Raw genomic sequence first — 24,526 nt, forward strand, 5'->3', positions numbered from 1 at the left:
TTACCTTAAAGAGACTGGGAAGAAAATAGAATGGATTTTATCATCAATTCAAATGGAGATTTTTAGCAGTATCCCTTTATTGGTGCTGCTTTTTTTAACAATAAACCTATAATCATATCAATTGTCGACCGCATTGAAAACGTTTATAATTTAAGTGATACCGGAAAAAGAAAACGAGGTGAAAGTATGCTGAAATTTGACTCTAAAACCTTCAATCCTGAAGTGCTGTATGTCTTTGATGCTCATTCGATCGGTCCCGAAGCCGGCAAAAACCATGCCCATGATTTTTTTGAGCTGTCGATCATCTTAGATGGCACGACCGATTATGTCATTGAAAATCAAGTTTACCATTTAGAAAAACAAAGTATCCTCTTGCTTAATCCAGGTGTTCACCATTATGAATACACTACAGCTCCTTCAAAGAATACACAGATTCATATCGGTTTACGCAACTTTCATTTTGAACGTTTTCCAAAAGATGTGCTGCCGCTTGAATCGACTATCATTCATCTGCAACAATACGAAACTGACTTCTTTGCAGTTTGTAACGAAATGGTCCGCGAAAGATACGAAGCAAGACCAGGTTATGAACTCCTATTAAAAGCGATGGTGTTAAAACTGCTTGTTTACTTGTTGCGAGATGAAGCTGCTGTTCCGCTTCAAAACAGTCAATTGCTCCTTTCGACAGAAGATCAAGAAAAGCAGCAGTTGGTCGCTGAAGCAAAGTTTTATATCGAAACCCGCTATATGGAAGATGTTTCGCTCAATCAAATGGCACAAGATCTTTATACAAGTCCTGCCACCCTTTCGCGCCTCTTCAAAGATCAACTGGGAGACACGCCGATCAATTACTTGATCCGCTTTCGTTTAGATAAAGCCAAACAGATGATCGAGAACGATCGAAATATCAGCATGAAGGAAGTTTCTCAGCTCATCGGCTATGAAGATCCATTTTATTTCAGCAAATTATTTAAAAAATACTTCGGCTTGTCTCCTTCTCTTTTTGCCAAGCAGGTTTAAAGCAACAACCACATGGATTGTTCAGCCTTATATAGAAATAGGATAAAAGATTGAAAGCTGAACCTAAACTAAATCCGCCTTAAATCATGGGAAGTTTCCTGTATTTAAGGCTTTTTTTATTTCATCACTTTTGGAGAAAGCGGGCATGTAAGCGCAGACTTTTTCTTTTGTCTAAGACGAGATTATTGCGTTTTTTGATTGATTTTGAATGCTTTTGGTGGTAAATTAAGGTAACAGGAGTGATGAAGATGCTTACAGAAGAACGTCATGCACTGATTTTAGAAAAGCTAGCACAAGATAATGTTGTGAAATCACAAGAATTAATGGAGCTGCTTAATTGCTCAGAATCTACGGTTCGCCGCGATTTAGCTCAACTTGAAGAACAAGGGAAGCTGATTCGGATCCATGGTGGCGCCAAGCGTTTCCATACTTTGCAAGAGGAAGAAACGGCTACTGAAAAAATGTTCAAAAACGTTCAGGAGAAAAAAGCCATCGCAGCTTATGCTGCTTCTTTGATCGAAAATGGCGATACAGTTTACCTAGATGCAGGAACCACTACTCAGTATATGATTCCTCATTTAGTTGGCAAAACAGTCCGTATCATAACAAACGGTTTGCCGCACGCTCATTTCCTGGCTGACCAACAAAATGATGTGTTGTTGATCGGCGGAACAGTCAAACTTTCAACGAAAGCGATCGTAGGCTCAGAAAGTATCGAACAGCTTAGCCGCTATCGCTTTGATAAAGTTTTTCTCGGAATGAACGGATTGGATCTTCGTTACGGCTGCACCACTCCTGATCCGGATGAAGCAGCGGTCAAACGCGAAGCTGTTCGTAACAGCATCAAATGCTTTGTTTTAGCTGACTCAAGCAAATTTGAACATGTGACTTTCGCAAAAGTTTGCGATCTAGACGAAGTTACGGTGCTAACGAGCGGCCTCCCTACCTCATTGTCTGAACATTATTCAACCATCACCCTACTTAAGGAGGTAACAGAATGATTTATACAGTCACTTTAAACCCAGCGATCGATTACATCATTCATTCAGAAAAAGTCGAATTAGGTGAGTTAAATCGTTTAGATTCAGATACGAAACTCCCCGGCGGAAAAGGGATCAACGTTTCTCGAGTCTTGCAACAATTTCAAGAACCCAATACGGCTCTAGGCTTCATTGGTGGCTTTCCTGGAAAGTTTATTCAAGACTGCTTAGAAAAAGAACAAGTATTGACCCATTTCATTCAAGTTCAAGAAGATACGCGTATCAACGTCAAGTTGAAATCGATATCAGAAACAGAATTCAATGCTCAAGGTCCAACGATCCAAGCAAAAGAAGCTGAAGCTCTTTTAAAACAGATGGACCAATTGACTGACCAAGACATCGTCATCCTTTCAGGAAACAAACAGGGTTCTTTGCCGGATGATTATTATGAAAAAATGATTTTACGCATCCAACAGGCTGGCGCACGTTTTGTGATCGATACGACTGGAAAAGAAATGATAGCTGCACTTGCTTATCATCCGCTTCTAGTCAAACCAAACCACCATGAATTAGCTGAACTGTTCCATACGTCCTTTGCTTCGATGCAAGACATGATTCCTTATGGTAAACAGCTGATCCAAGCCGGAGCACAGCATGCCATCATCTCAATGGGCGGAGACGGTGCTTTATTCTTTACAGACGGCGCAGTTTACCATGCTACTGTACCAAAAGGCCATGTTCTCAATTCAGTTGGTGCCGGCGACTCCATGATCGCAGGGTTCATTGCTGCTTTTGTACAAACACAAGATCCGATGACTGCTTTTAAAACAAGTGTCGCTACTGGAAGCGCAACTGCTTTTTCACAAGATTTAGCCACTAAAGAAAAAATCGAACAACTACTGCCTAGTGTGAGTGTAAACAAGATATCGGAATAAACAACAGAAAATGTTATGGGAGGAAACGGCATGAATATCAATGATTTACTTGTCAAAGATGTCATGATCATGAACTTGAAAGCGACGACAAAAGAAGCAGCTATCGATGAAATGATTTTGTCATTGTATGACCATGGTCGCATCAACAATGTGGAAAACTTTAAAGAAAAAATCTTAGCGCGTGAAGCACAAACCTCTACTGGCTTAGGAGATGGCATTGCGATGCCGCATGCCAAAACAACAGCTGTAAACGAAGCGACCGTTTTATTTGCGAAAAGCAATGCGGGTGTCGATTATGCTGCTTTAGACGGTCAGCCCGTTAATCTCTTCTTTATGATCGCAGCTCCAGAAGGCGCAAACGATACCCATTTGCAAGCGCTAGCTGCATTAGCACGCCTATTGATCAATCAAGACTTTGTGGCTTCTTTGCGTAAAGCTGAAAATCCGGATGAAGTCCAAGCTTTATTTGCAGCGGCTCAAAAAGAACAAGAAAGTGAAGCAGCTGCGGAAGAAGCGCATGATGAAACACCTGCAGATATCCAATCTGACAAACCATTTGTGGTTGCTGTAACCGCTTGTCCAACGGGAATCGCTCATACGTATATGGCAGAAGATGCACTAAAGAAAAAAGCTGCTGAGATGGGTGTCGACATCAAAGTCGAAACCAATGGAACAGAAGGTGTGAAGCATCGACTATCTAAAGAAGATATCAAGCGAGCAGCTGGTGTGATCGTAGCCGCTGACAAACAAGTAGAAATGGCGCGTTTTGATGGCAAACCTGTCTTACAGCGACCTGTCAGCGACGGAATCCGTAAGCCGGAAGAATTGATCAACAAAGCGATCAATCAACAAGCACCGATTTTTTCTGCTGAAGGACAAGTGGATAGTGATTCAGCTGAAGAAACAAGCGGTTCGCTTTGGAACAAAGTCTACAAAGACTTGATGAATGGTGTTTCTTACATGCTACCGTTCGTAGTTGGTGGCGGGATTCTGATGGCGATCTCCTTCTTGTTCGAAAACACATTGGGCGATAAAAGCCAAGCTTTCTTATTCTTGAATACGATTGGCAGTAATGCTTTCAATTTCTTGATTCCTATCTTAGCCGGTTACATCGCCATGAGTATTGGTGATCGGCCAGGGCTAATGCCAGGGATGGTTGCTGGTTTAATGGCTGTCAATAGTCATGCAGGATTTCTAGGAGGACTAGTCGGCGGTTTCTTAGCAGGATACCTTGTATTGCTGCTGAAGCGCTGGTTCAAGGGCTTGCCAAAATCACTTGAAGGATTGAAATCGATTCTCTTGTATCCCGTTTTTGGTCTGTTATTAACGGGCGCTTTGATGTACTTTGTTGTCGGACCAGTTTTTGCGACGATCAATACAGCAATGATCAACGTCTTAAATAGTCTCGGTTCTGTCAATGCCGTTTTGATCGGTGCGATCTTAGCCGGCATGATGTCGCTTGATATGGGTGGTCCATTCAATAAAGCCGCTTATACCTTCTCGATCGGTATCTTTACGGATACTGGCGATGGCAGCTTGATGGCAGCCGTTATGGCGGGCGGAATGGTTCCGCCATTAGCGATCGCTTTAGCCAGCACTTTCTTTAAACACAAATTCACTGAAGATGAGCGTAAGTCAGGTTTAACCAATTATGTTTTAGGTCTATCCTTTATCACAGAAGGCGCTATTCCTTTTGCAACAGCTGATCCTCTTCGCATTATCGGTTCTTCCGTTATTGGATCAGTCATTGCTGGTGGGTTAACTCAGTTGTGGGACATTTCGATTCCTGCACCACATGGTGGGATCTTTGTTATCCCATTGGCCAACCATCGACTGTTGTTCTTATTAGCGTTAGCAATCGGTTCTATTATATCCGCCCTTATCTTAGGATTTTGGCGCAAACCTGTTGAAAAGAACACGGTCAACTTGAAGTAGTTCGCACATCATCTTTGCTAAATAAAAAGATCTTCATCAAAAAGCGTTCCTGCTCGCGGATCATTTCCGCAAACAGGAACGCTTTTTAGTTCTGTTTTTTGTGCCTTCAACCTGGTTTCTCATGAGTTGAAGGCATAGGATTTTTCGTTTGTTGTTTTTACCCACAGACCTTATTCAAAGGTATTTCCCTCTTCTAAACGACCAGATTGAAACCCCTTTTCAAACCAATACATCCTTTGCTTCGCGGTGCCATGTGTAAAACTTTCCGGAACCACATATCCTTGGGCTTGCATTTGGATACGATCATCTCCAACTGCACCGGCAGCCGTGATGGCTTCTTCATAGTCTCCTTCTTCTAGATAACCCATTCCTTCAGCGTAGTGTGCCCAGACACCAGCTAAGTAATCGGCCTGAAGCTCAAATTGAACAGACATGGCATTTGCCTGTTCTTGAGAAGCCTGGCTTTGTGCCCGTTGGAATTGGTCCGCTAAGCCTAATTGATTTTGAACGTGATGCCCAACTTCATGTGCCACTACATAAGCCATGGCAAAATCGCCGGGAGCTTGGAACTGATCACGCAATTCGTCATAAAAGCTGAGGTCAATATATAATTTTTCATCTGCAGGACAATAAAATGGACCAGTCGAAGCTCCTGAAACGCCGCAAGCTGATTGAACCATCTCATTATAAACAACAAGTTTTGGCGCTTCATACGTATATCCATAATCAGCTAAAACATCTGTCCAAATGTCTTCTGTATCCGCTAAAATAACAGAAACATAATCAAATAATTCATCTTCTTCAGCCGTTTCATAAGTGCCATTTGTTGTCTGATCGATAACATTTGCCCCATCAAATGATCCGCTGCTTCTGCCGCCAAAAAATGAAAACAACAAATAGATCAAAAGAGCACCAATGCCGCCTCCACCCATCAAAACGCCTGGAATACCGATTCCTCCGCCTCGATAGCCTCCCGCTGGCGACTGTCCTCTTCGATCTTCAACATTCGAGCTGCGCCTTCGATTCTTCCACTTCATTCCTTTTCTCCTCCTTGTTGCTCCTCCTTTTTTCTTATATTTAGTTTAGCATGTTCTTCGCATTTCCTTTCATGAAACGCTCTCTAGCTGTCCATCTAGGTTAATATTTTAAAGGCTTTGTATTAGGCCATTTAGCGCGAGGCGCTTAAAGAACTGCTTTCATTTGTAAATGCCTTTTAATCATGAGGGCTTAAGTTTGAAATCAAAAGATAAAGAACGGTCAAGAGTTTGATTTCCATCATTCAGCAGGTGTTAAGTAACGTGCATCGATCACTTTCTCTGTCAGTTGTTCGAAGTATTCAGGTGAAACATCTTCTCCGTCTTCATTTGCTAATGCATGATGTTGTGCAATTTCTTCCGTATAATCTTTTAAAGGATAAATCATAAAATCTCGTCTTTTATCTAAATCTTTGTTTTCTCCAGTAGCATAATACACGACAGTAGGTGTCCAATGTACATTTTCAACAACCTTATCATCCTCTTCTTCTGTTACATCAAAGGATAACATACCGCCTAATAAGTTTTTATTGGAGGTAGTCGCCGCCAAAAAGTTTCCCAATGAATAAGCCACCAGGGTTTCATTGCCTTCTTTTCCCTCGACCCATTCAATTGGCTGAATGGTGTGAGAATGCGTGCCGATCACAACATCTGCGCCCGCATCTGCGAAAACTTTTGCATATTTTTTTTGAAAGTCATTGGGTTCAAAAGCATGTTCATCTCCCCAGTGAGCAGATATCAAGACAACATCACTAACAGATTTTGCCTTTTTGATATCTTGATTAATTTGATCTTCATCAAAATAATTAACAAGATACGAATGTTGCGGTTCAATGCCATTCGTGCCATATGTATAAGACAATAACGAAAAAGTAATGTCGTTTTGTTCAATCGTAGGAACTTCATCTCTTTTTTCTTGACTGTCAAAAATACCAGTGAAAAGGGTATCAGGATACTGTGCCCATGTTTGAAGTGCATTCGTGATGCCTTTGGTTCCCTTGTCTAAAGAATGATTCGTACCGCCATTAACTAAGTCGAAGCCTAAGTCATGAAGATCCTCAGCCATGTCTTCCGGTGTATTGAAAGCTGGATATCCTGACAATCCAAGTTGAACGCCGCCCAAAATCGTCTCTTGGTTGATAAAAGCCAGGTCAGCTTGCTGAATATCCTCTTCCACAAACTGATAAATCGGTTTAAAGTCATAGGCATTTTCCTCTTTTTGTGCATCTTTATAGATTGGACTGTGAATCAAGTTGTCTCCAACGGCTACGAATGAAACTTGTTTATCTGGCAAAGATACAGATAAATCCGCTTGTTCACTCCCTGTTACTTTTTCCTGTTCTGTCTGCTGTTCACTGCTTTTTTCAGTAGATGAGTCTGAAGTTCCCGTCTCTCCAAATTGGCAGCCAGCCAATATCGCACTGATCAACAAGATACCTAAACGTTTCATATCCATCGCTCCTTTTTTAGTTTAGCTTTGTTCCATTATACCAATTTTATTTAGAAATAACTTGTCCAAATGTGGTTCTTCTTTTATTAGATTCTCTTGTTAATATAAGAGGTTCTTCCTCTTTTAACGTTGGTAAAGAAATTTTCTACGGTCAATGAGCTACTGATGAAAAGCCATGAGAACACATTGAGCCGAAAATCGCGTCTCAATGCTTGCAAGCTTCAAACTTAGTGTAACGGCTAAAGCCTAACACTAAGTGATTCACATCACATCTTTTTTTCATGGCTATCAGTAGTCCTATACGCCTCCTAAAATTTCTAGAAATAGGTTTCTAACGAGCTTAGCATTAAAAAAATTGATTTTTTACAAACCAACGTTAAATACTGCAGAACCATATAAGAGTGCAAAAAAAAAGAAGAGCAGCTGCCCTTCTTTCTTCTAGTCTTTTCATTTTTGATAGTGGTTTCAATGCGCCTTCTTGTTGAGAAACAAAAAGACATTACTGCATCATAGCTAAGGCTCCCATTGGATCCCAAGGTGCTAATTGAATAACTGGTTCATCAAGAGCTTTCAACCATTCTTGGTCGATATATTTCTTATCTACAGAAATTTGATAAGCGAATTCGTCCATCCACTTGTCGCTCATTGAGAAGATACCTTTTTTCCCAGCTTTTTCACCCCAGCTATTTTCAACTTTCCAATTGATTGGATGACCATCTTTATCCAAGTCCACTCCTACCAATACCATTGCATGAGTCAATAAACTTTCGCCATAATCTAGTCTTTGGGCTTTTGTTAAAGAAGAAGCTTCCCCAAGTGTCAATCCGTAATTGTAACTTTGTTCATCCATGATTCCACTTTCACGGACAGACATTTGCCCAACATCACAGCCATACCAGACAGGTTCGCCATTTTTGATTGATGCGACAGCTGCTTTTTTCAGCACGTCCATTGGTACATTGATGTAACGGATCGGTTCAGCTTCTTTAACAGTTCCAAGATATTGGACTGTATAAGCTCGACCATATGGTTTATCTTCTGTTGGTGCATTGATCAAGCTTACGCGATCAGTTAAATTCCAACCGACGTATTCTTTGAAGAATTCCTGTGGTGTAATGTTTTCGATTCGTTGGAACTGATCATCTTTATCGCGGTATTCGTAAGTGAAAGTCGTTGGAACTTCTCCCAATGCTTTGACCAAAATATTGTAAATGACATACAACATATCTTCTTTTTGCGCACGTAAATCTTCAACTGTAGCGCCAGTTTGATACGTTTCGCGCAAACGAGAAGCAAATTCTCTGAGTTTGGTCGTCAAAGCTGTGTTCAATTCACGTGTATTTGAAGAATGATAGGTTTCAGGCATAACAGCTTTAGGAACAGCACCATATTTTTCTAACATCCCAGCAAACATATCCCATTGTCCACCATCTTGAACAGGCGCTGCAAGCAAATGCGCAATGATTCTAGAATCGATTGCTTCTTCTAACGTTTCCAAAATACTATCCAAAAAGTAGTTAGATTTTTCTAGTTTATCCCAAAATAGCGTATAGTTTTGTGAAAATTCAAAAGTTTCTAAGTTCAACTTCGCCATTGTATCGACACGTGCTGTATTTAATGCCGCGAACATCCAGCAACGGCCGCTAGCTTTTTGATTGGTGATCGCTCCGCGTTTGGTTTCATCTGAGAAAACGAAAGAATGTCTGCGGAAAACATTGTTGTCCAAAGAAGCATCTTTGATTCCTACTTTTGCTATCGCACCTTCGATCACTTGGTTTTCCTTATGGGACTCAAAACGTGCTTGATATTGTTCTAGTAAATTTTGATCAATCGTCATACACTTCACTCACTTTCTATTAAATTCTATCTTACTCTTTTTAATAGCCATGTTCAACAAACGAGGAAAAAGAAATGAAAAAATAGTTAATGTTTCGTGAATACGTCCAAATCAAATTCAACTTTTTACTAGGTTTATTATAATGAAATCACTGCTTTTAAAAAAGCCTGTAAAAAAGAAAAAGCATCTGAGATAGGAGCAGCTCCTATCTCAGACGCCTTTATATAACAATATCCAACGTTAACCTAAGACTCTTCATCTTCTAACGTTAAGCAGCATAGATCCTAAAATAGTAGATAACTATCTTTTAAACATGTTTCTTATTCCCCGCTTAATGACATCAAGGAAACTCAATGATTGGACCATATGACTAGGATCAACATATTCACGAATCGCACGTAAAACTTTTTTCGGATTTTTAGAAGAAAAAGAAAATGTCCCATTTTTTTTGGTTTGAATCGCATAACGTGGAATCCATTTTCCTTTGAACATGACGGAAGCAACAACATAATCTACTTCTTCCCATGGAATTTGAATAAATTTACGGGTATCTCGACTATTAAAGAATTCAAATCCTTTATCCCCAATCATGACTTTGCCGTAATCAGTTAGTCCTGAATAAGAGGTTGAATCAATGACCAAGTCGACTTTTGTGTTGATTGATTGAACCATTTGATTATTCCATTTCCTTTCTTGGAAAATATCTTCTGCGGTAAATGATGTCTCTCTTCAACATCAGCGATCAACTTTGGGATCGCTAACGGAACGTCATTATTATACGACGTTTTCACTTTTTAAGCAAAAAGCGTTTCAAGAATCTGCGTCGTACTTTTTCATTTTCCTGTCGCCTCTATCGACCTCGCTCCGCATCCTTTTAGTTGAGCTGCGCGAGGCAGAGTCTCGGGTAAAATTCAAAAGATGCTCACATGCGCGGGATGCTCTGTGGCGCACTTTTTCATTTTCCTGTCGCCTCTATCGACCTCGCTCCGCATCCTTTATTTCGCATCCTTTACATAAAAAGCCCGAGCTGAAGAGCTCAGGCTTAGTTTCTCCATATTACATCAAGTGTAGTAAGTGGAAGACGATACCAACCACGAACAATCCAAGAATGATAACGATTGGAGATACTTTTTTCTTAAGCAACCACATACAGAATAGTGTTAAGAGCAATGGAACTAGCCCAGGAATCAAGCTGTCCAAGTTATCTTGTAAAGTTGTTACGTTATATTCGCTTAATGAAAGACCTGCTGCTTGTTGTTCTAATGCAGATTTGATTCCTTCTGCACCTGCAGGCAAGTTGTTCCAATCAATGTAAGCTCCTTCGTCAAGCTTGACCGAAGATACGATCGGCGTAAAGGTAATGGATACCCATCGGTTTACTAATGATCCGAGGATAAACATACCCAGAATAGAAGCACCTTTTGTGATGTCCTGTAATAAGCCGCCTGAAAGGTCATCTGTAACTTTAGATCCTGCTTTATAACCAAACTCTTGTGTATACCACATAAATGCCATACGAATAATATTCCATGCTACAAAGTAAATAATTGGTCCAAGAATGTTACCAGCCATTGCAAGAGAAGCTGCTAACGCACCAAGGATAGGCTTAACCGTAAACCAGAAAACTGGGTCCCCAATACCTGCTAAAGGTCCCATCATCCCAACTTTTACCCCTTGAATGGTAACATCATCAACTGGTGCACCATTTCCACGTTCTTCTTCAAGTGCTAACGTTACACCGATAATGGGTGAAGCTACATACGGGTGTGTATTAAAGAATTCCAAGTGACGTTGTAGCGCAGCTGCACGATCTTCTTTAGTCTTATACAATTTTTTGATCGCTGGGATCATCGTATAAGCCCAACCACCATTTTGCATACGTTCATAGTTCCAAGAACCTTGAAGGAAAGTTGAACGCCACCAAATAGAAAGACGATCTTTTTTTGTTAATTTTATTTGTTCTGCCATTTTTGTGTCCGCCTCCTTCTTAGTAATTATCTATAATATCGCCGATTGGATCACCAGTATTTGAGCTTCCGCCGCTACCTGAACCGCCTTGTTTAGAAAGCGCTAGATAGATCAAAGCTAAAGCAATACCGATTGCACCCAAACCGATCAGTGTAATTTCTGAAACAGTCGCCAATACGAAACCAATCGCAAAGAATGGCCATACTTCTTTTGTAGCCATCATGTTGATAACCATTGCATAACCAACAGCTACAACCATTCCACCACCGATTGCTAAACCATCTGTTAGCCAGTCTGGCATAGATTCAAGTAATCCTCTAACCGGACCTTCACCAATAGCTAAAATCAATGCAGCAGGAATAGCAATTCGGATCCCTTGCATACAGATGGCAATGATATGCCACATTTCAACTTTTCTGAAGTTTCCTTCTTTTGCTGCAGCATCCATAAAGTGCACAAAAGCTGTTGCAACTGTACGAACAATAATTGTTAATAATAACCCAGCAACAGCAAGCGGAACAGCGATCGCAATAGCTGAAGATACCCCAGCTCTGCCTTGTCCCCCAAGAACTAAAATAATTGCAGATGCAACAGATGCCAACGCAGCATCAGGCGCTACAGCGGCACCAATGTTTGCCCAACCTAGTGCAATCATTTGAAGTGTACCGCCTAAAATAAGGCAAGGTAATAGATTTCCTGTAACTAAGCCGATTAACGTACATGCGATAACAGGTTGGTGAAAATGGAATTGGTCTAAAATACCTTCCATACCAGCCATGAACGCTACGACAATGACCAATATCACTTGAATAAAATTCAAATCCATAATGATTAATCCTCCGTTTCCTACTGATAATAAATTACTTTTGTTTGTTTAGCTCGTTTTGAGCTCTCTTAAGAATTTCGTTCATATTGCCTCTAGAATCGCTTGGAACTTTCCGTACGTCGAATTTCACGCCATTTTCTTCCAATTTTCTAAATGTATCAATGTCGTTTTGGTCAAATGCCAATACTTTATTCGGTTGAACTTTCCCAGTTGAGTGAGACATAGAACCAACGTTGACAGTGTCCAATGGAACGCCGCCTTCAACTACTCTAAGGACATCTTGTGGGTTTTCAAAAAGAAGCAATGCGCGTTGACCGCCAAAGTGTTGATCATCTTTTGAAAGCTTGATCATTTGCTCAACAGGAACAACGTGTGCTTTAGTACCTGAAGGAGCAGCTTGTTGGATCAATTTCTTACGAAGTTCATCTTTTGCTACTGCATCTGAAACAACAATGATCCGAGTTGGTTGTGTTGTTTTGGTCCATGACGTTGCAACTTGTCCATGCAACAAACGAGAGTCGATACGTGCCAATACATATTGGAACTTCCCAGGAGCGCCGCCTTTTGGTACTGACTGAGCAGGAGCAGCTGCAGTTTTAGGTTCCAGCTCTTCAGGTTTTACTTTCACGCCTTCTTTAGCTGTTTCAATAATATGTGCTGCGATTTCTTGCGCAGATTCCATTGAAAAACGTGAAGCATATGCTTCAATCACCATCGGCAAATTCATGCCAGCTACGATCGCCCATGTATCTTTGTGTTCCTCAAACAAACTATTTGCTTGGTTAAATGGTGTTCCTCCCCATAGATCAACCAAGAATAATACTTGATCTGGATTATCAAAAGTCGAAACCGCTTCTTGCATTTTCGCTTTTATATCATCCGGACCTTCTGAAGGCATTAATGTAACAGCTTTTACATTTTCTTGTTCACCAAAGATCATTGATCCTGATTGTAAGATGCCTTCAGCAAACTCACCATGACTTGCTAGGATAATTCCTACCATTTGTATACCTCCTATTTACAATGTGCATTTTTTGATAGTGGTCGCAAAAAAATAAATAATCAATAAATGCTGTTTAGCGACCCTTATCTTAACCCAACTAACAAAACTTTTCTTTTTCCAGCAGCTCCATCAAGTAGACTTTCCGATTAGCGGGAACCTTGCGAATCTCGATCTCAATTCCTTGATCAGCCAAATACGCGAATGCTCGAACGTCTTCTTCATCTAAAGAAATAAAATTGGTCACCATATGTTTACCTTCAGTAAACCGCATTCCGCCTATATTGATGGACCGAAGTGAAACATCTCCATTCACAAGCGCTTCCACTTCTTGCGGGTTAGTAAACAATAACATGACTTTTTCATTTTTTAATAGATCAGAGTGATAAATGTCGATCATTTGATGAACACTGATCACATTTGATTTAATACCTGGCGGGGCAGCTTCTTTTAAAAGAAACTTCCTTAATTGGTCTTTCGCGACTTCATCACTGACGACTAAAATTCGACTGATTCCCGTCTCTTTAGACCAAGCCGTCGCCACTTGACCGTGAATCAAACGATCATCGATCCGAGCTAAACGAATATCCATTCCCACTTTGGAGACCTCCTTGCATCACAACTGCTGACGTTCAGAATTTTTCCATCTGCTTCATAAAACTTCACAGACAAAAAAGTTTCTGAATATTTTCCTCTACACCTCCTTGAGTACCCCTCAATACTAATAAGCAAGAAACATGCCAAAATAACACCAATACACTACTGGTGGTTGTAGGCTTTTTAGCGATACACAAAAAGATACACTCAAAAAATAGTGTATCTTTTTGTGTATTGTATTGCTTTACTGTATTACTTTCTCTAATTGGTTGCGAATCAATTGGAGGATGTAAAATTGTTCAGAGAGAGGAGTTGTTAATTTTAGTTGATTTTGAAGATGGTCTAATCTTTTTAATAAGGGTGGGTAGATAGGATCTTGTTTCAGTTGCTGAATAGCTGTTTCTTCGACTGTCAGCGGTTCTCCTAGAAGGAGACGTTCAATCATTCCTGCCATATGCATAACTAAGTTGATCTGGAAAGTATAATGATTTGTTGAAATTGACAGCTCTTCAACCAATGCTTCTGAAAATCTCCATAATGGATGGATCAGTTTTTGAGCATTGATAAAAGTAAAACTATCCTCTATATAATCTATACAGATTTTCTTCGCTTGAACTTCATCTAGTTTAACATCCTCTATGTCATTTAGATCGTTTTCTAAATGCAATTGATCAAGCAGTTGATCTACATCTTGATCAATAAACTTTTCAAGCGGAATAAAAGGTACATGAATTTTCGGATCAACGATTCCTGTTGCGGCAATCACTGTAAATTCTTTTTGGACTTCTTTCAGTTTCCCCTTTAGATCTGCAACCGATAAAGTGATCACTGTAAGAGTCTGATCATGTCTTTTAGACAATGCTTGTTCAATGATCTCCTTAATACGCTGAGCAGTTCCTTCTCCAGATGCACAGATAGCAAGAATAGCTTGCTGTTCCCTACTAGAGGCTTCACTTGAATGTTGGGCAACTTCTGCATAACCTCTAAACTTCTTCAACGACTCATAAAGGTTGTCCAAGTCAGTTCCTAGAACAGAAGCTTTACGAACCGTTTCTAAAACCACAGGTGTCGTAACCATTTCCACCGTTCTCACAGGAATACCTGTATTTTTCTCGATTTGTTCATTAAAAGTTGCTAGAGAACCCATATCCACTAATAAAAGAACACCGTTTCCTTCGTCCATTTCTTTCACAGCACGTTCAATCCGTTCTTGTGCTGTTCTAGGATGCATATCAAGCGGCATGTCAACAGATGCGATTTTATCAACGTCCAATAGCTGTTTGACTACTTGAACCATGCTGCTGGCCGTACTATTTCCATGAGCTGCAACGACCACGCCGATTTTACCTGTTGAATGACTCGCTTTTAATGAAACCAATAATACAGTCAGGTAGTCATCTTCACTTTCTGGAATCTCAACTTGGAATTGTGTTTCGATAAACTGTCGAATCTTTTGAGCGACATGTAGTTCTTTTGGAAAATCAGCTGCCATCTCGCGAATATTGTCATTCGTGTGCCGCTCTTCTCCAATGTAGATTTTCTTTAAGAATGAACTAACATGCAAGCTCATTGCATACACAAAATTTTGCTGAAAGTCTTCTTGCGTTTCTTTCCTGACCATTTCATAAATTTGATTGGTGACATCAATGATTTTTTGATCCACAAACTCAGCCAATTTGTTTTCAGCAGTAAAAGAAAATCCATGATCTTTATAAAATGATTTTAAGTGGATATTGATATCTGTAGTGATAAAGTGGTTGATCGCTTCTTGGTCTAATCCATCTGCTTTTAACATCGCTGCTTTATCCCCAATAATATCGTAAAGGTTATAAGGCAATTCATACGAATCTGATTGGATATCCAAAACAGATTCATTGGGCGACACTGTCATTTTCGGCTGCAATATTTTGGAAAGTTCTGCCAGTCCATCGCGATCGCTGACCAGTTGAATCAGTCCAGAACGAATGCCTTCTGTTAAATCATTTACAGTGATCATAATTTCATCCTGTTGCATATGATTCAAAAAGCCGCGTGCACAAACCAATTGGATGTTTGATTTTAATTGGCCGATGTTCCCATAAGTTACACTGCCGATCAACGCTTTCACTACATCTTCAGTCAATGATATCCTTCTTTGGATTTGATTGGCTTCATGCGCAACCATCACCTTGACCAAATCAATCTTTTCCGATGCAGGTCGCAAAGAAAAAGGCGGCAACTGGATATTAATCGGGATTCTTCGTACAAAAGTATCCAATAAACTTGAATTTGGATCCTCTGTCGTTGCACCTATGATCCTCACATTCGCCTGATGATTTTTTACGGTCTCCCCTAAGCGACTATAAGTGCCATGATCCATAAAATAAAAAATCATTTCTTGACCTTCTGGTGGTAAGCGATGGATCTCATCTAAGAAAAGCATCCCCCCATCTGCTTGATCTATGATGCCGCTCTTATCGCTGTCAGCTCCCGTAAAGGCTCCCTTGATATAGCCAAATAGATGACTCATCAACAGCTCAGGATTATTGGCATAGTCAGCGCAATTAAAGACGATCAATTCTTTGTCAGGTAAGACAACTTGATGGTATTTGGCAAATTGAAACATCGCATGCGCGAAATAGGTTTTCCCTGAGCCGGTCGGTCCAGTAATGAGACAATTCAGCCCTCTTGGCGGATATAGGATCGCCGCCTTAGCTTGCTCAACGGCATTCTTCATGCTTCCGGCCGCCCCTATGATCCTTGAAAATAGATCTTCTCCAGTGATCACAGGTCCTGATGGCAAGGTTTTGACTATCGGTACCGGTCTTTTTCGCGGTTCTTCTTTATAGCTAGGGACATACTTCGATAAAGGCTCATGGCGAAATATTTTAATATCGACATATTTAACAGGACGACCATCGATTTTGGCCAGTTTCCCTTCTTTGACCAGTAAATTGAGGTCTTTACTGCTATTGCTTCGTTGGATATCTAGTTCTTCTGCCACTTCACGTGTGGTCACACCTTCACCCCACTGCACAGCCTCCTCTGTTAAACGACTTGTTTTTTCTATAACATAGGCATAAATCCGATCAATTCGCTTGGTCAATGTTGCTGCTCCTCTCTAAAAACTTCTACCATTTTTTTACACGTTATCTAAACCGTTTGCTTACCTTAAGTTTACCATTTTTTTCAATCATATTCTTATTTAATCTTATTTTTTAAGCCTTAATCTTACTTTCTTTGTTCACAGTTGTCAATCCTCTTCAGCTTATCGATTCCATCATTAGTTGCCTTTTCTCTCTTATGCTATGCTAAACATAAAGCGATTCTTTTAATGAAGACAAGTTGGAGAGGATAGATGATGAAAAATAATTGGTTTCGTTGGAGTTTACAAACGCTGGCTTTCTTTTTCGGGATAGCACTTGGCATTTTAAGGCCGATCGCTACACAACAAATATTGTCATTTGTCGGTATCATAGTGGGTTTAGGTTACTTTTTCTTTTCGCACAGAGACCAAACGGCATCTGAAAATGCACAAAAAAGAAATCAGAAAGAACCGTTCGAGTGGTTCCTCCTGATCCAAATGCTGCTCGCCTTTATTGTGGGCGGTGCTGTCGGCAGTACACTTATTTATTTTAGGCCTTACCTTTGAGCGCTTCTGATCGAAGTTACGATTCTTATAGCGCAACAATAAGCTTGCTTATTCTATTCCGTCGCTTTCAAAGTAAGATTCGATCACTTCCAGCACACCTTCTTCATTATTTGAAGAAGCGACTAAAGGAACGGTTTCGCGGATCTCTAACGGCGCATTCGCCATAGCAAAACCGTACTTAACATGCTGCAGCATTTCTAAATCGTTGTATCCATCACCGAAAGCCATGATTTGGTTTGCTTCGATTCCCAATTGATCAGCCAGCAATTGAATACCTCTGGCTTTGTGCGTACCTTTATGGATCAAGTCGATGCTGCCATGTCCACTAGAAACAGGTACGATTTCTTTTGGTAATTCTTTTTCCAATTTTTCTAGTAATACATCGGTTTCCAAGTCTGGGCAACTTAAGGCAAATTTCAAAATCGTATCTTCTACTTCGTCAAAGCTGCTGACTTGTGTCAATTGATGATAATACTTTTTAATGACTTGCACAAACGCTTCATCTACTTCGTTTAAAATGTAGGCACTTTTCTTTCCACATACGATCACGCTGATTTGCGGTAAGACTTTTAGCGTCTCAAGCATTTCTGCTACGCTTTCTTTGTCAATGCTTTCCACAAAAAGTGTTTCACCTTCTTTGACGACGTATGCGCCATTTTCTGCAACAAAATTGATCTTGCTTGCTATTTTCGGGAAAAATGATTTTAATTGTGCATACTGATTCCCACTTGCTACAGTAAAATGGATTTTCTTTTTTTCCATGACCTGAAATAACTCTCTAAACCGTTCTTCATTATACATCATCTGATCGTCCAAAAAGGTGCCATCCATATCAACTGCAATCATTTTTATTGACATGTGTTAAATACTCCTTACTTTTTTTCTCTTTCTATCCTAACATAACTCAAATAAGAGCAGAAGTGAAAATATTCAGACTTTTTAACGTTTAGCGACTAACGACGAACAGGACTATAACTTTTTTCTGTTAACAAAAAGAACAGGAATCAGCTTCCTGCTCTTTCATGTTGCTATTTTACTGCTTTAATACAGTCAATTTCTATTTTAAATCAATTTCTCAGTGCATCTTATGATGGTTCATAAGATTAATCTAAGATTTGAATATCCATTGTACGTCTGCCGAATGCATAACAATCGTCTATGCTAGTCATATGAATGTCGATACGTTTTCCTTTGATCGCACCGCCTGTATCTCCAGCAATGTATGTGCCATATCCAGGAACATAAACTTTAGAACCTAATGGAATCACACTTGGGTCGACAGCAATGACGCGAGGATTTTCATTCAAGTTGATCCCAGTCGCAGTTGTGTCACTTAAGCCAGGTTCGTTTGTTGAGTAAGCTGTAGCTTCAACAGTAACCCAGTTGCCAGATTTTTCCTCGCTTGATGCTGATTCGTTAGCAGTTTTTTCTTTACTTGAATCTTTTGCTTCAGCTTTCGTTTCTTGTTTCTTCGTTTCTGTTTTCTTTTCTTCTGTATTCTTTGTTTCTTTTACTTCAGATTCGGCTGCTTCAGCTTTATCTTTGCTCTTAGATTGTTTAGATTCTTTTGATTGGATTTTTTCTTGTGTTTCTTTAGGCGTTTCAACTTCTTTTACTTTTTCGTCACTAACATCATAGCTCTTCACTTCTTTATTGTTGTCAACGGTAACGATATGGTTATCCCCTGACAGGTAAATAGAATTGCCTGCATAAATCACATTCGCATTGTTGATGTTATTGATCTCTGTCAACTTATTTACTGAAAGATCTGTTGCTGATGCAATAGCTGACAATGTATCTCCCCATTGGAATGTGTACTTAGAACCGTCACTGTTGTTTTCAATATCTGATTTGATCTCTGAAGTTGAACGAGCTGACCAATTGCTTGAATCATACTCGGCCGCAAAAGTATCTGTTGGGTTAGCGACTGAGAACAAACCGGCTAAAGCGAACGTCGTACCTGCAGTGATGATTTTAGTCTTTATGTTTCTCATGTTTTCTCCCTTTCTTTAATGCATATCGCATTTGCAAAGATGAGCCGGAAATTTCCAGTTTGCTGATTCGCCGAATGACGCATGCAGTTTGTTTTAACTGGAGACTATCTTTGCCACTTGAGATATCCTAACACGATTTTTGACTAAAATGGGAGAAACAACAGCTTTGTTATGTTTCTTTATTCGTTCTGTATTATTCGGGAAGGTATTTTACAAAAGGAATACAGTGTCATGGAAATTGTAAAATCTTACATGCTTCCGTCATAATTGTCACACACGTCATAAACCACTTTTTCTTACCTTCATCTCTACTGAGTAAAGGCTTATGTAGTGATTCCCGCTTTTCTCTTCTTTTACTTTCATCTTTTACGTTAGGAGCAGAATGGGAAATGAGCAGGATAAAAACGATAGACTCCTTAAATTCCCTTGGCTTTCCAACAGGAGTCCCATCAGCCGGAGGAAATGTCTTTACCCACGTTAGAAAATGAAAAAAAAGAAGCTGGAATAAGTTTCCAACTTCTTTTGAAGTAAATCTTTTTATCTTAAATGCTTATCTTATTGGACGTCGTGCACTCTATTTATGATAGGCTGCTTCTTTTTGTTTCAATGCTTCTACTTCTGACTCACGGCAATAAACAAAGTGTCCAGGAACGATTTCACGCATTTTTTCTTCTTCGCCGTTAGCTTGTCTTGGTACGTACTGTGTACGGCGACGACTACGTTCATATTCAGGGTCTGGCAGCGGAACAGCAGACAGCAAGCTTTCCGTGTAAGAATGCAATGGTCTATTGTAAACATCTTCAGCAGGAGCCAATTCTAGCAGCTTGCCTGCATTCATAACCCCGATCCGGTCACTGATATATTTTACCATAGAGAGGTCATGGGCAATGAATAAGAATGTCAGTCCTTGCGATTTTTGCAATTCCATCAGCAAGTTCACGACCTGCGCTTGAATGGATACATCTAATGCAGAGATTGGTTCATCGGCTACAATAAATTTCGGTTTAACTGCCAAAGCACGTGCAATACCGATCCGCTGACGTTGACCACCTGAAAACTCATGTGGATAACGAGTAGCGTGGTCAGGATTTAGTCCAACCAATTCTAGCAGTTCATTGACACGTTTATTCCGTTCAGCTTGTGATGAAGCCAAACCATGAATGTCGATTCCTTCTGCAATGATGTCTCGGATCTTCATCTTAGGATTCAAGGAAGCATATGGATCTTGGAAGATCATTTGCATGTCCCGTCTAAATTGCAACATATCTTTCTTTCCAGAAATATTGTGTACTTTTGTTCCTTCAAAGTCGATTTCGCCATCTGTTGGATCATACAAACGAATAATGGAACGTCCTGTAGTAGATTTACCAGAACCAGATTCTCCTACTAACCCGAATGTTTCTCCTTTATAAATGTCAAAGGAAACATCATCGACAGCGCGAACTTCATTTTTAGTGCCAGCATTAAAGTATTGTTTTAAGTGTTTGACTTCTAAGATTTTTTCTCTATTGTCTGCCATTATACTGTTCCCCCTTCAGCTACAGGATGGCCTTCAGCATATCTCTTTTTGAACAGTTCTTGACGAGCTTTGATTTCTGCAGGAGGCTCGACAGCAGGCGCATCTTCATGTAACAACCAAGTTGCAGCATAATGCGTATCTGAAATTTTGAACATTGGCGGCTCGTATTCTGTATCGATTTTCATAGCATATGCATTACGTGGTGCAAATGCATCTCCTTTAGGCGGATCTAGCAAATCAGGAGGTGTTCCTGGAATCGCATAAAGCGATCCTTCTGTCTCTAATGTCGGCATAGAAGCCAACAATCCCCATGTATAAGGATGTTGCGGGTTGTAGAAGATTTCATCTACTGTTCCCACTTCAACGATTTTACCAGCATACATAACAGCAACGCGGTCGGCTACGTTAGCAACGACACCTAGGTCATGCGTGATAAAGATGATAGACGTATCGATTTTACTTTGTAATTGTTTCATCAATTCTAAAATTTGTGCTTGAATCGTTACGTCTAATGCAGTCGTCGGTTCGTCGGCGATCAAGATCTCAGGGCTGCATGCCAAAGCGATCGCGATAACGATCCGTTGGCGCTGTCCACCTGAAAATTGGTGCGGATATTGTTTCATTCGATTTTTAGCGTTTGGCAATCCTACCAATTCTAACAATTTCAACGCTCTAGCATGTGCTTCTTCTTTGTTCATATTTTGATGAATACGCAAAGGTTCAGCTACCTGTTTCCCGATTGTTGTTGTCGGATTAAGAGAAGTCATTGGATCTTGGAAAATCATCGCAATTTCTTTTCCGCGAATGCCTTGCATGTCTTTTTCAGATTTTTTAACAAGGTCTTGTCCATTGAATAGGATCTCGCCTTTTTCAATATTTGCATTTTGAGAAAGCAGGCGCATAATACTTCTGGTCGTAACAGATTTTCCTGAACCGGATTCTCCAACGATCGCCAATGTTTCTCCTTTTTTCAAATCAAAATTGACACCACGAATGGCTTGTACTTTACCAGCGAAAGTGTCGAATGTGATGTTTAAATCTTTTACTTCTAAAATATTACTCATTCATAGTCACCTCTCGCTAATCTTTCATTTTCGGATCAAATGCGTCGCGAAGTCCGTCAGCCAGCAAGTTAAAGGCAATCATCAAGACACAGATAACGCCTGCTGGATACCACATCAAGTGTGGCAAGAAACGGAAAGTCTTATATCCATCGTTGATCAATGTACCTAATGAAGCTGTAGGAGCCGGGATACCGATTCCGATAAAGCTTAAGAAGGCTTCGAAGAAAATAGCAGATGGAATAGAGAACATCGTTTGAATAATGATGACCCCAGATAAGTTAGGAATCAAATGTTTTAATGCGATTTGAACAGGCGATTCTCCTAATGCACGAGCAGCTAGAATATATTCTTGATTTTTTAGTTTCAATGTTTGGGCACGAACAACACGCGCCATTGAAATCCATCCAGTAATCGCTAAGGCAATAATGATTGAAGTGATACCTGGATTTAATACCAATAGCATCAAAATGACGACAACGAGGTTCGGTACACCGGAAATGATTTCTAAGATCCGCTGCATCACGTTATCCACACGTCCGCCGTACCAACCAGAAACAAGTCCATAGGTTACCCCAATGGTTAAGTCAAATAAGGCTGCTACAAAAGCGATCAATAGGGATACTCGTGTTCCATATAAAATACGAGACAATAAGTCGCGTCCTAGACTATCTGTTCCTAAAAAGTAGTAAACATCATCTGGAACATTTTGCTGTTCATATTTATCCACACGAGTGGTGCCAGCAACTGAAGTTCCATTAAGTCCATTGATATCGACTCCTGGGATCTTAGGCGGTAAGTTAGCGTGTTGGATCACCTGTGCATTTGGATCTCTTGGTGCAAGGATTGGTGCAGCAACAGATGCCAACATCATTAAAATCAACACGATCAAACTAAGAACTGCTGCTTTGTTTTTCTTTAAACGTCTCCATGAATCTTGTAAAAAACTCAACGAAGGGGCCGCGATTTTTTCGCTATCTTCCTTTTGTGCACCCGTCGCCCGTTCAAACATATCAGGAGAGATTTTGATTGTTTCATCTGCAACTGAATGATTTTCGTTACTCATGTTTACTCTCCCCTTTCATTTGAAACACGAATACGCGGATCGATAACACCATAAAGAATGTCTACAACTAAGATAATAAATACTAACATTGCGGAGTATAAAATAGTGACACCCATAATCGTTGGGTAGTCATTTGTCGTAATCGATTTTACAAACTGCTCTCCAATTCCTGGGATAGCAAAAATGTTTTCAACAACCATTGAACCAGTCATCAATGCGACCGCCATTGGTCCTAAAATAGTTACAAGTGGAATCAATGCATTCCGTACACCATGTTTAAAGGCAACTGCCCAGCGGCTAAGTCCTTTGGCACGAGCCAATTCGATATAGTCACTGCTTAAAACGTCAACCATCTCTGTACGGATAAAACGTGCAGAATCGGCTAGAGGACTGATGGCTAAAGCGATGGTCGGAAGAATAGAAGATCTAAACCCACCGTCCCAAAGAGCAATCGGGAACCATTTCAGATAAACACCAAATACTAATTGGAGTAACACGGCAATAACAAAGTTCGGAATCGAGCGTCCAATAATAGCTGTAAATGTAGCGGCTGTATCAACCCATGTATTTTGCTTCATCGCAGCAATTACACCAAGCACAATACCAAGGATCGTTCCGATAAGAACGGCTTGCGCACCTAGCTGCAACGATGGTCCAACACGAGTAGACAAAAGTTGAGTAACGGGCGTATTGTCAAATTGGAAAGACGTTCCTAAGTCACCAGTGACCAAACCACCCATATATCTTAAGTATTGAACAGGAACTGGATCATTTAATCCGTATTGTTCGTTCATAATATATATTTGTTCTTCTGAAAGCTTATCCTGGTTTGTATAGGGTGTTCCAGGTAAGAGCTTCATGAGAAAGAACGTAATCGATGCAATTAAAAATAATGTCAACAACATGTAAAATAGTCGCTTAGCTAGATATTTTCCATAACTTTTCATCGATTAAAACACCTCCACTGAATTATTTTAATTTTCACACAAAAAAGACTATACTATATAGAATAGCTTCTTGAAGGTTAATTTGCAATTTTTTTTTGTATTTCTTTTCTAAAATAAATAAAATATTAAAGAAAAATGACAAAATTTCATCATTTCTTTTTTTTTACTCACTAAACATTAGTTGTCCTACTCTCTTCTGCTGCTTTCTTCTTCTATTTTTTATTGTACTCTTTTTTGTTTTCCTGTACTCTATTCAATAGAATCATTAAATGAGGAGAGCATGAGATGAAAAAAAAGTTTACCCCTTTAAATACATGGATCGTCCTGACCATCCTTCTTTTTATCCTCGAATGGATCATGGAACGCGACATCACTTTTTTAAACACAACCAATCTTTTCTTTTTTCCAGCTGGATTTTTTTTGATCATCGGTTTATTCAGTTTAGCGATCTATTCTGGTTCATTCGACTTCTTTCATTACAGTATGCGAAAAGCCGGCCAGCGAATGAAAAAACAGAATGAAGAAGACTATCCTATCCGACCTTTGTCTCAATCAGTAGGGACAGTCCACCGCTTTTTCATTACTGTAGGAACGGGATTAATGGTGATCTGTCTATTAGCTTTAATGGGTTTCTATTTATTCGAACATTGAATATCTCTACATTAAGAAAAAAAGAAACAGAAACATATCCAGCCGTTTCTGTTTCTTTTATTTTTCTACCTATTT

Annotated in this window: 21 protein-coding genes; 6 read left to right on the forward strand and 15 right to left on the reverse strand. The window is 39.9% G+C overall.

The features are described from left to right. Positions 1-186 precede the first annotated feature (186 nt). The 4 genes from BM057_RS00095 (at position 187) to BM057_RS00110 (ending at position 4,870) form a co-directional block, all read left to right on the forward strand. Positions 187-1,020, forward strand: coding sequence for a helix-turn-helix domain-containing protein (locus BM057_RS00095; protein WP_047390337.1), 834 nt, complete (start codon positions 187-189; stop codon positions 1,018-1,020). 248 nt (positions 1,021-1,268) lie between these two features. After that, entirely contained in the window at positions 1,269-2,021 is a 753-nt protein-coding gene (locus BM057_RS00100) for a DeoR/GlpR family DNA-binding transcription regulator (protein WP_092090688.1), read from the forward strand. Beyond that, a complete protein-coding gene (gene pfkB / locus BM057_RS00105; RefSeq protein WP_092090689.1) occupies positions 2,018-2,935 on the forward strand; it encodes a 1-phosphofructokinase in 918 nt (305 codons plus the stop codon). Before BM057_RS00100 ends, pfkB begins: the two co-directional genes overlap by 4 nt. Before the next feature lie 30 nt (positions 2,936-2,965). Then, positions 2,966-4,870 (forward strand): PTS fructose transporter subunit IIABC, encoded by a 1,905-nt coding sequence (locus BM057_RS00110; protein WP_092090690.1) that lies wholly within the window; start codon positions 2,966-2,968, stop codon positions 4,868-4,870. Positions 4,871-5,040: 170 nt separating this feature from the next. Here BM057_RS00110 and ypfJ read toward each other — a convergent pair whose 3' ends face one another. The 9 genes from ypfJ to BM057_RS00155 all read right to left on the reverse strand — a co-directional run bounded on the left by ypfJ (position 5,041) and on the right by BM057_RS00155 (position 16,667). Continuing rightward, the gene (gene ypfJ / locus BM057_RS00115) at positions 5,041-5,907 is read right to left on the reverse strand and encodes a KPN_02809 family neutral zinc metallopeptidase (protein ID WP_092090691.1); all 867 of its coding nucleotides are present in this window, start codon (positions 5,905-5,907) and stop codon (positions 5,041-5,043) included. Positions 5,908-6,145: 238 nt separating this feature from the next. Beyond that, positions 6,146-7,354, reverse strand: a complete 1,209-nt coding sequence (locus BM057_RS00120) for a CapA family protein (RefSeq protein WP_092090692.1) — start codon at positions 7,352-7,354, stop codon at positions 6,146-6,148. A gap of 499 nt (positions 7,355-7,853) precedes the next feature. Then, a complete protein-coding gene (locus tag BM057_RS00125; RefSeq protein WP_047390317.1) occupies positions 7,854-9,191 on the reverse strand; it encodes a C1 family peptidase in 1,338 nt (445 codons plus the stop codon). A gap of 300 nt (positions 9,192-9,491) precedes the next feature. Beyond that, complete coding sequence (locus BM057_RS00130; protein ID WP_047390319.1) at positions 9,492-9,863, reverse strand: DUF956 family protein; 372 nt, start codon at positions 9,861-9,863, stop codon at positions 9,492-9,494. 384 nt (positions 9,864-10,247) lie between these two features. Continuing rightward, positions 10,248-11,159 (reverse strand): PTS system mannose/fructose/sorbose family transporter subunit IID, encoded by a 912-nt coding sequence (locus BM057_RS00135; RefSeq protein WP_092090693.1) that lies wholly within the window; start codon positions 11,157-11,159, stop codon positions 10,248-10,250. Between the two features lie 19 nt (positions 11,160-11,178). Next, positions 11,179-11,985, reverse strand: a complete 807-nt coding sequence (locus BM057_RS00140) for a PTS mannose/fructose/sorbose transporter subunit IIC (protein WP_092090694.1) — start codon at positions 11,983-11,985, stop codon at positions 11,179-11,181. A 34-nt stretch (positions 11,986-12,019) separates the two neighbouring features. Further along, positions 12,020-12,988 carry a mannose/fructose/sorbose PTS transporter subunit IIA gene (locus BM057_RS00145; protein ID WP_092090695.1) on the reverse strand — a complete coding sequence of 323 codons (969 nt, stop codon included), beginning with the start codon at positions 12,986-12,988 and terminating at the stop codon, positions 12,020-12,022. A gap of 97 nt (positions 12,989-13,085) precedes the next feature. After that, positions 13,086-13,577: a mannose/fructose/sorbose PTS transporter subunit IIB gene (locus BM057_RS00150; protein ID WP_047390338.1), complete on the reverse strand. Its 492-nt coding sequence runs from the start codon at positions 13,575-13,577 to the stop codon at positions 13,086-13,088. Positions 13,578-13,826: 249 nt separating this feature from the next. After that, positions 13,827-16,667 (reverse strand): sigma-54-dependent transcriptional regulator, encoded by a 2,841-nt coding sequence (locus BM057_RS00155; RefSeq protein ID WP_092090696.1) that lies wholly within the window; start codon positions 16,665-16,667, stop codon positions 13,827-13,829. A 255-nt stretch (positions 16,668-16,922) separates the two neighbouring features. Here BM057_RS00155 and BM057_RS00160 point away from each other — a divergent pair, with 255 nt between their 5' ends. Further along, positions 16,923-17,213: a hypothetical protein gene (locus BM057_RS00160; protein ID WP_143074454.1), complete on the forward strand. Its 291-nt coding sequence runs from the start codon at positions 16,923-16,925 to the stop codon at positions 17,211-17,213. A 48-nt stretch (positions 17,214-17,261) separates the two neighbouring features. Here the strand turns inward: BM057_RS00160 and BM057_RS00165 are convergent, their stop codons facing one another. The 6 genes from BM057_RS00165 to opp3b form a co-directional block, all read right to left on the reverse strand. Then, positions 17,262-18,071, reverse strand: a complete 810-nt coding sequence (locus BM057_RS00165) for a Cof-type HAD-IIB family hydrolase (protein WP_092090698.1) — start codon at positions 18,069-18,071, stop codon at positions 17,262-17,264. A 245-nt stretch (positions 18,072-18,316) separates the two neighbouring features. After that, the gene (locus BM057_RS00170) at positions 18,317-19,207 is read right to left on the reverse strand and encodes a 3D domain-containing protein (protein ID WP_092090699.1); all 891 of its coding nucleotides are present in this window, start codon (positions 19,205-19,207) and stop codon (positions 18,317-18,319) included. A gap of 574 nt (positions 19,208-19,781) precedes the next feature. After that, a complete protein-coding gene (locus BM057_RS00175; RefSeq protein ID WP_047392980.1) occupies positions 19,782-20,726 on the reverse strand; it encodes an ABC transporter ATP-binding protein in 945 nt (314 codons plus the stop codon). Further along, positions 20,726-21,790 carry an ABC transporter ATP-binding protein gene (locus tag BM057_RS00180; protein ID WP_047392977.1) on the reverse strand — a complete coding sequence of 355 codons (1,065 nt, stop codon included), beginning with the start codon at positions 21,788-21,790 and terminating at the stop codon, positions 20,726-20,728. Before BM057_RS00180 ends, BM057_RS00175 begins: the two co-directional genes overlap by 1 nt. Before the next feature lie 16 nt (positions 21,791-21,806). Continuing rightward, entirely contained in the window at positions 21,807-22,853 is a 1,047-nt protein-coding gene (opp3C, locus tag BM057_RS00185; protein ID WP_092090700.1) for an oligopeptide ABC transporter permease, read from the reverse strand. A gap of 2 nt (positions 22,854-22,855) precedes the next feature. Then, entirely contained in the window at positions 22,856-23,800 is a 945-nt protein-coding gene (gene opp3b, locus BM057_RS00190; protein WP_047392971.1) for an oligopeptide ABC transporter permease, read from the reverse strand. Positions 23,801-24,085: 285 nt separating this feature from the next. On the opposite strand from opp3b, the gene BM057_RS00195 reads away from it, so the two are divergent. Then, a complete protein-coding gene (locus BM057_RS00195) occupies positions 24,086-24,451 on the forward strand; it encodes a DUF3899 domain-containing protein (RefSeq protein WP_092090701.1) in 366 nt (121 codons plus the stop codon). The last annotated feature ends 75 nt before the right edge of the window (positions 24,452-24,526 follow it).

The organism is Pisciglobus halotolerans, from assembly GCF_900113675.1.
Taxonomy (GTDB): domain Bacteria; phylum Bacillota; class Bacilli; order Lactobacillales; family Carnobacteriaceae; genus Pisciglobus; species Pisciglobus halotolerans.

What these genes read in the sequence shown, in the direction of transcription:
- BM057_RS00095 (WP_047390337.1), top strand. Translation starts at nt 187, where the DNA reads ATGCTGAAATTTGACTCTAAAACCTTCAATCCTGAAGTGCTGTATGTC.
- BM057_RS00100 (WP_092090688.1), top strand. Translation starts at nt 1,269, where the DNA reads ATGCTTACAGAAGAACGTCATGCACTGATTTTAGAAAAGCTAGCACAA.
- pfkB (WP_092090689.1), top strand. Translation starts at nt 2,018, where the DNA reads ATGATTTATACAGTCACTTTAAACCCAGCGATCGATTACATCATTCAT.
- BM057_RS00110 (WP_092090690.1), top strand. Translation starts at nt 2,966, where the DNA reads ATGAATATCAATGATTTACTTGTCAAAGATGTCATGATCATGAACTTG.
- ypfJ (WP_092090691.1), bottom strand. Translation starts at nt 5,907, where the DNA reads ATGAAGTGGAAGAATCGAAGGCGCAGCTCGAATGTTGAAGATCGAAGA.
- BM057_RS00120 (WP_092090692.1), bottom strand. Translation starts at nt 7,354, where the DNA reads ATGAAACGTTTAGGTATCTTGTTGATCAGTGCGATATTGGCTGGCTGC.
- BM057_RS00125 (WP_047390317.1), bottom strand. Translation starts at nt 9,191, where the DNA reads ATGACGATTGATCAAAATTTACTAGAACAATATCAAGCACGTTTTGAG.
- BM057_RS00130 (WP_047390319.1), bottom strand. Translation starts at nt 9,863, where the DNA reads ATGGTTCAATCAATCAACACAAAAGTCGACTTGGTCATTGATTCAACC.
- BM057_RS00135 (WP_092090693.1), bottom strand. Translation starts at nt 11,159, where the DNA reads ATGGCAGAACAAATAAAATTAACAAAAAAAGATCGTCTTTCTATTTGG.
- BM057_RS00140 (WP_092090694.1), bottom strand. Translation starts at nt 11,985, where the DNA reads ATGGATTTGAATTTTATTCAAGTGATATTGGTCATTGTCGTAGCGTTC.
- BM057_RS00145 (WP_092090695.1), bottom strand. Translation starts at nt 12,988, where the DNA reads ATGGTAGGAATTATCCTAGCAAGTCATGGTGAGTTTGCTGAAGGCATC.
- BM057_RS00150 (WP_047390338.1), bottom strand. Translation starts at nt 13,577, where the DNA reads ATGGATATTCGTTTAGCTCGGATCGATGATCGTTTGATTCACGGTCAA.
- BM057_RS00160 (WP_143074454.1), top strand. Translation starts at nt 16,923, where the DNA reads ATGAAAAATAATTGGTTTCGTTGGAGTTTACAAACGCTGGCTTTCTTT.
- BM057_RS00165 (WP_092090698.1), bottom strand. Translation starts at nt 18,071, where the DNA reads ATGTCAATAAAAATGATTGCAGTTGATATGGATGGCACCTTTTTGGAC.
- BM057_RS00170 (WP_092090699.1), bottom strand. Translation starts at nt 19,207, where the DNA reads ATGAGAAACATAAAGACTAAAATCATCACTGCAGGTACGACGTTCGCT.
- BM057_RS00175 (WP_047392980.1), bottom strand. Translation starts at nt 20,726, where the DNA reads ATGGCAGACAATAGAGAAAAAATCTTAGAAGTCAAACACTTAAAACAA.
- BM057_RS00180 (WP_047392977.1), bottom strand. Translation starts at nt 21,790, where the DNA reads ATGAGTAATATTTTAGAAGTAAAAGATTTAAACATCACATTCGACACT.
- opp3C (WP_092090700.1), bottom strand. Translation starts at nt 22,853, where the DNA reads ATGAGTAACGAAAATCATTCAGTTGCAGATGAAACAATCAAAATCTCT.
- opp3b (WP_047392971.1), bottom strand. Translation starts at nt 23,800, where the DNA reads ATGAAAAGTTATGGAAAATATCTAGCTAAGCGACTATTTTACATGTTG.
- BM057_RS00195 (WP_092090701.1), top strand. Translation starts at nt 24,086, where the DNA reads ATGAAAAAAAAGTTTACCCCTTTAAATACATGGATCGTCCTGACCATC.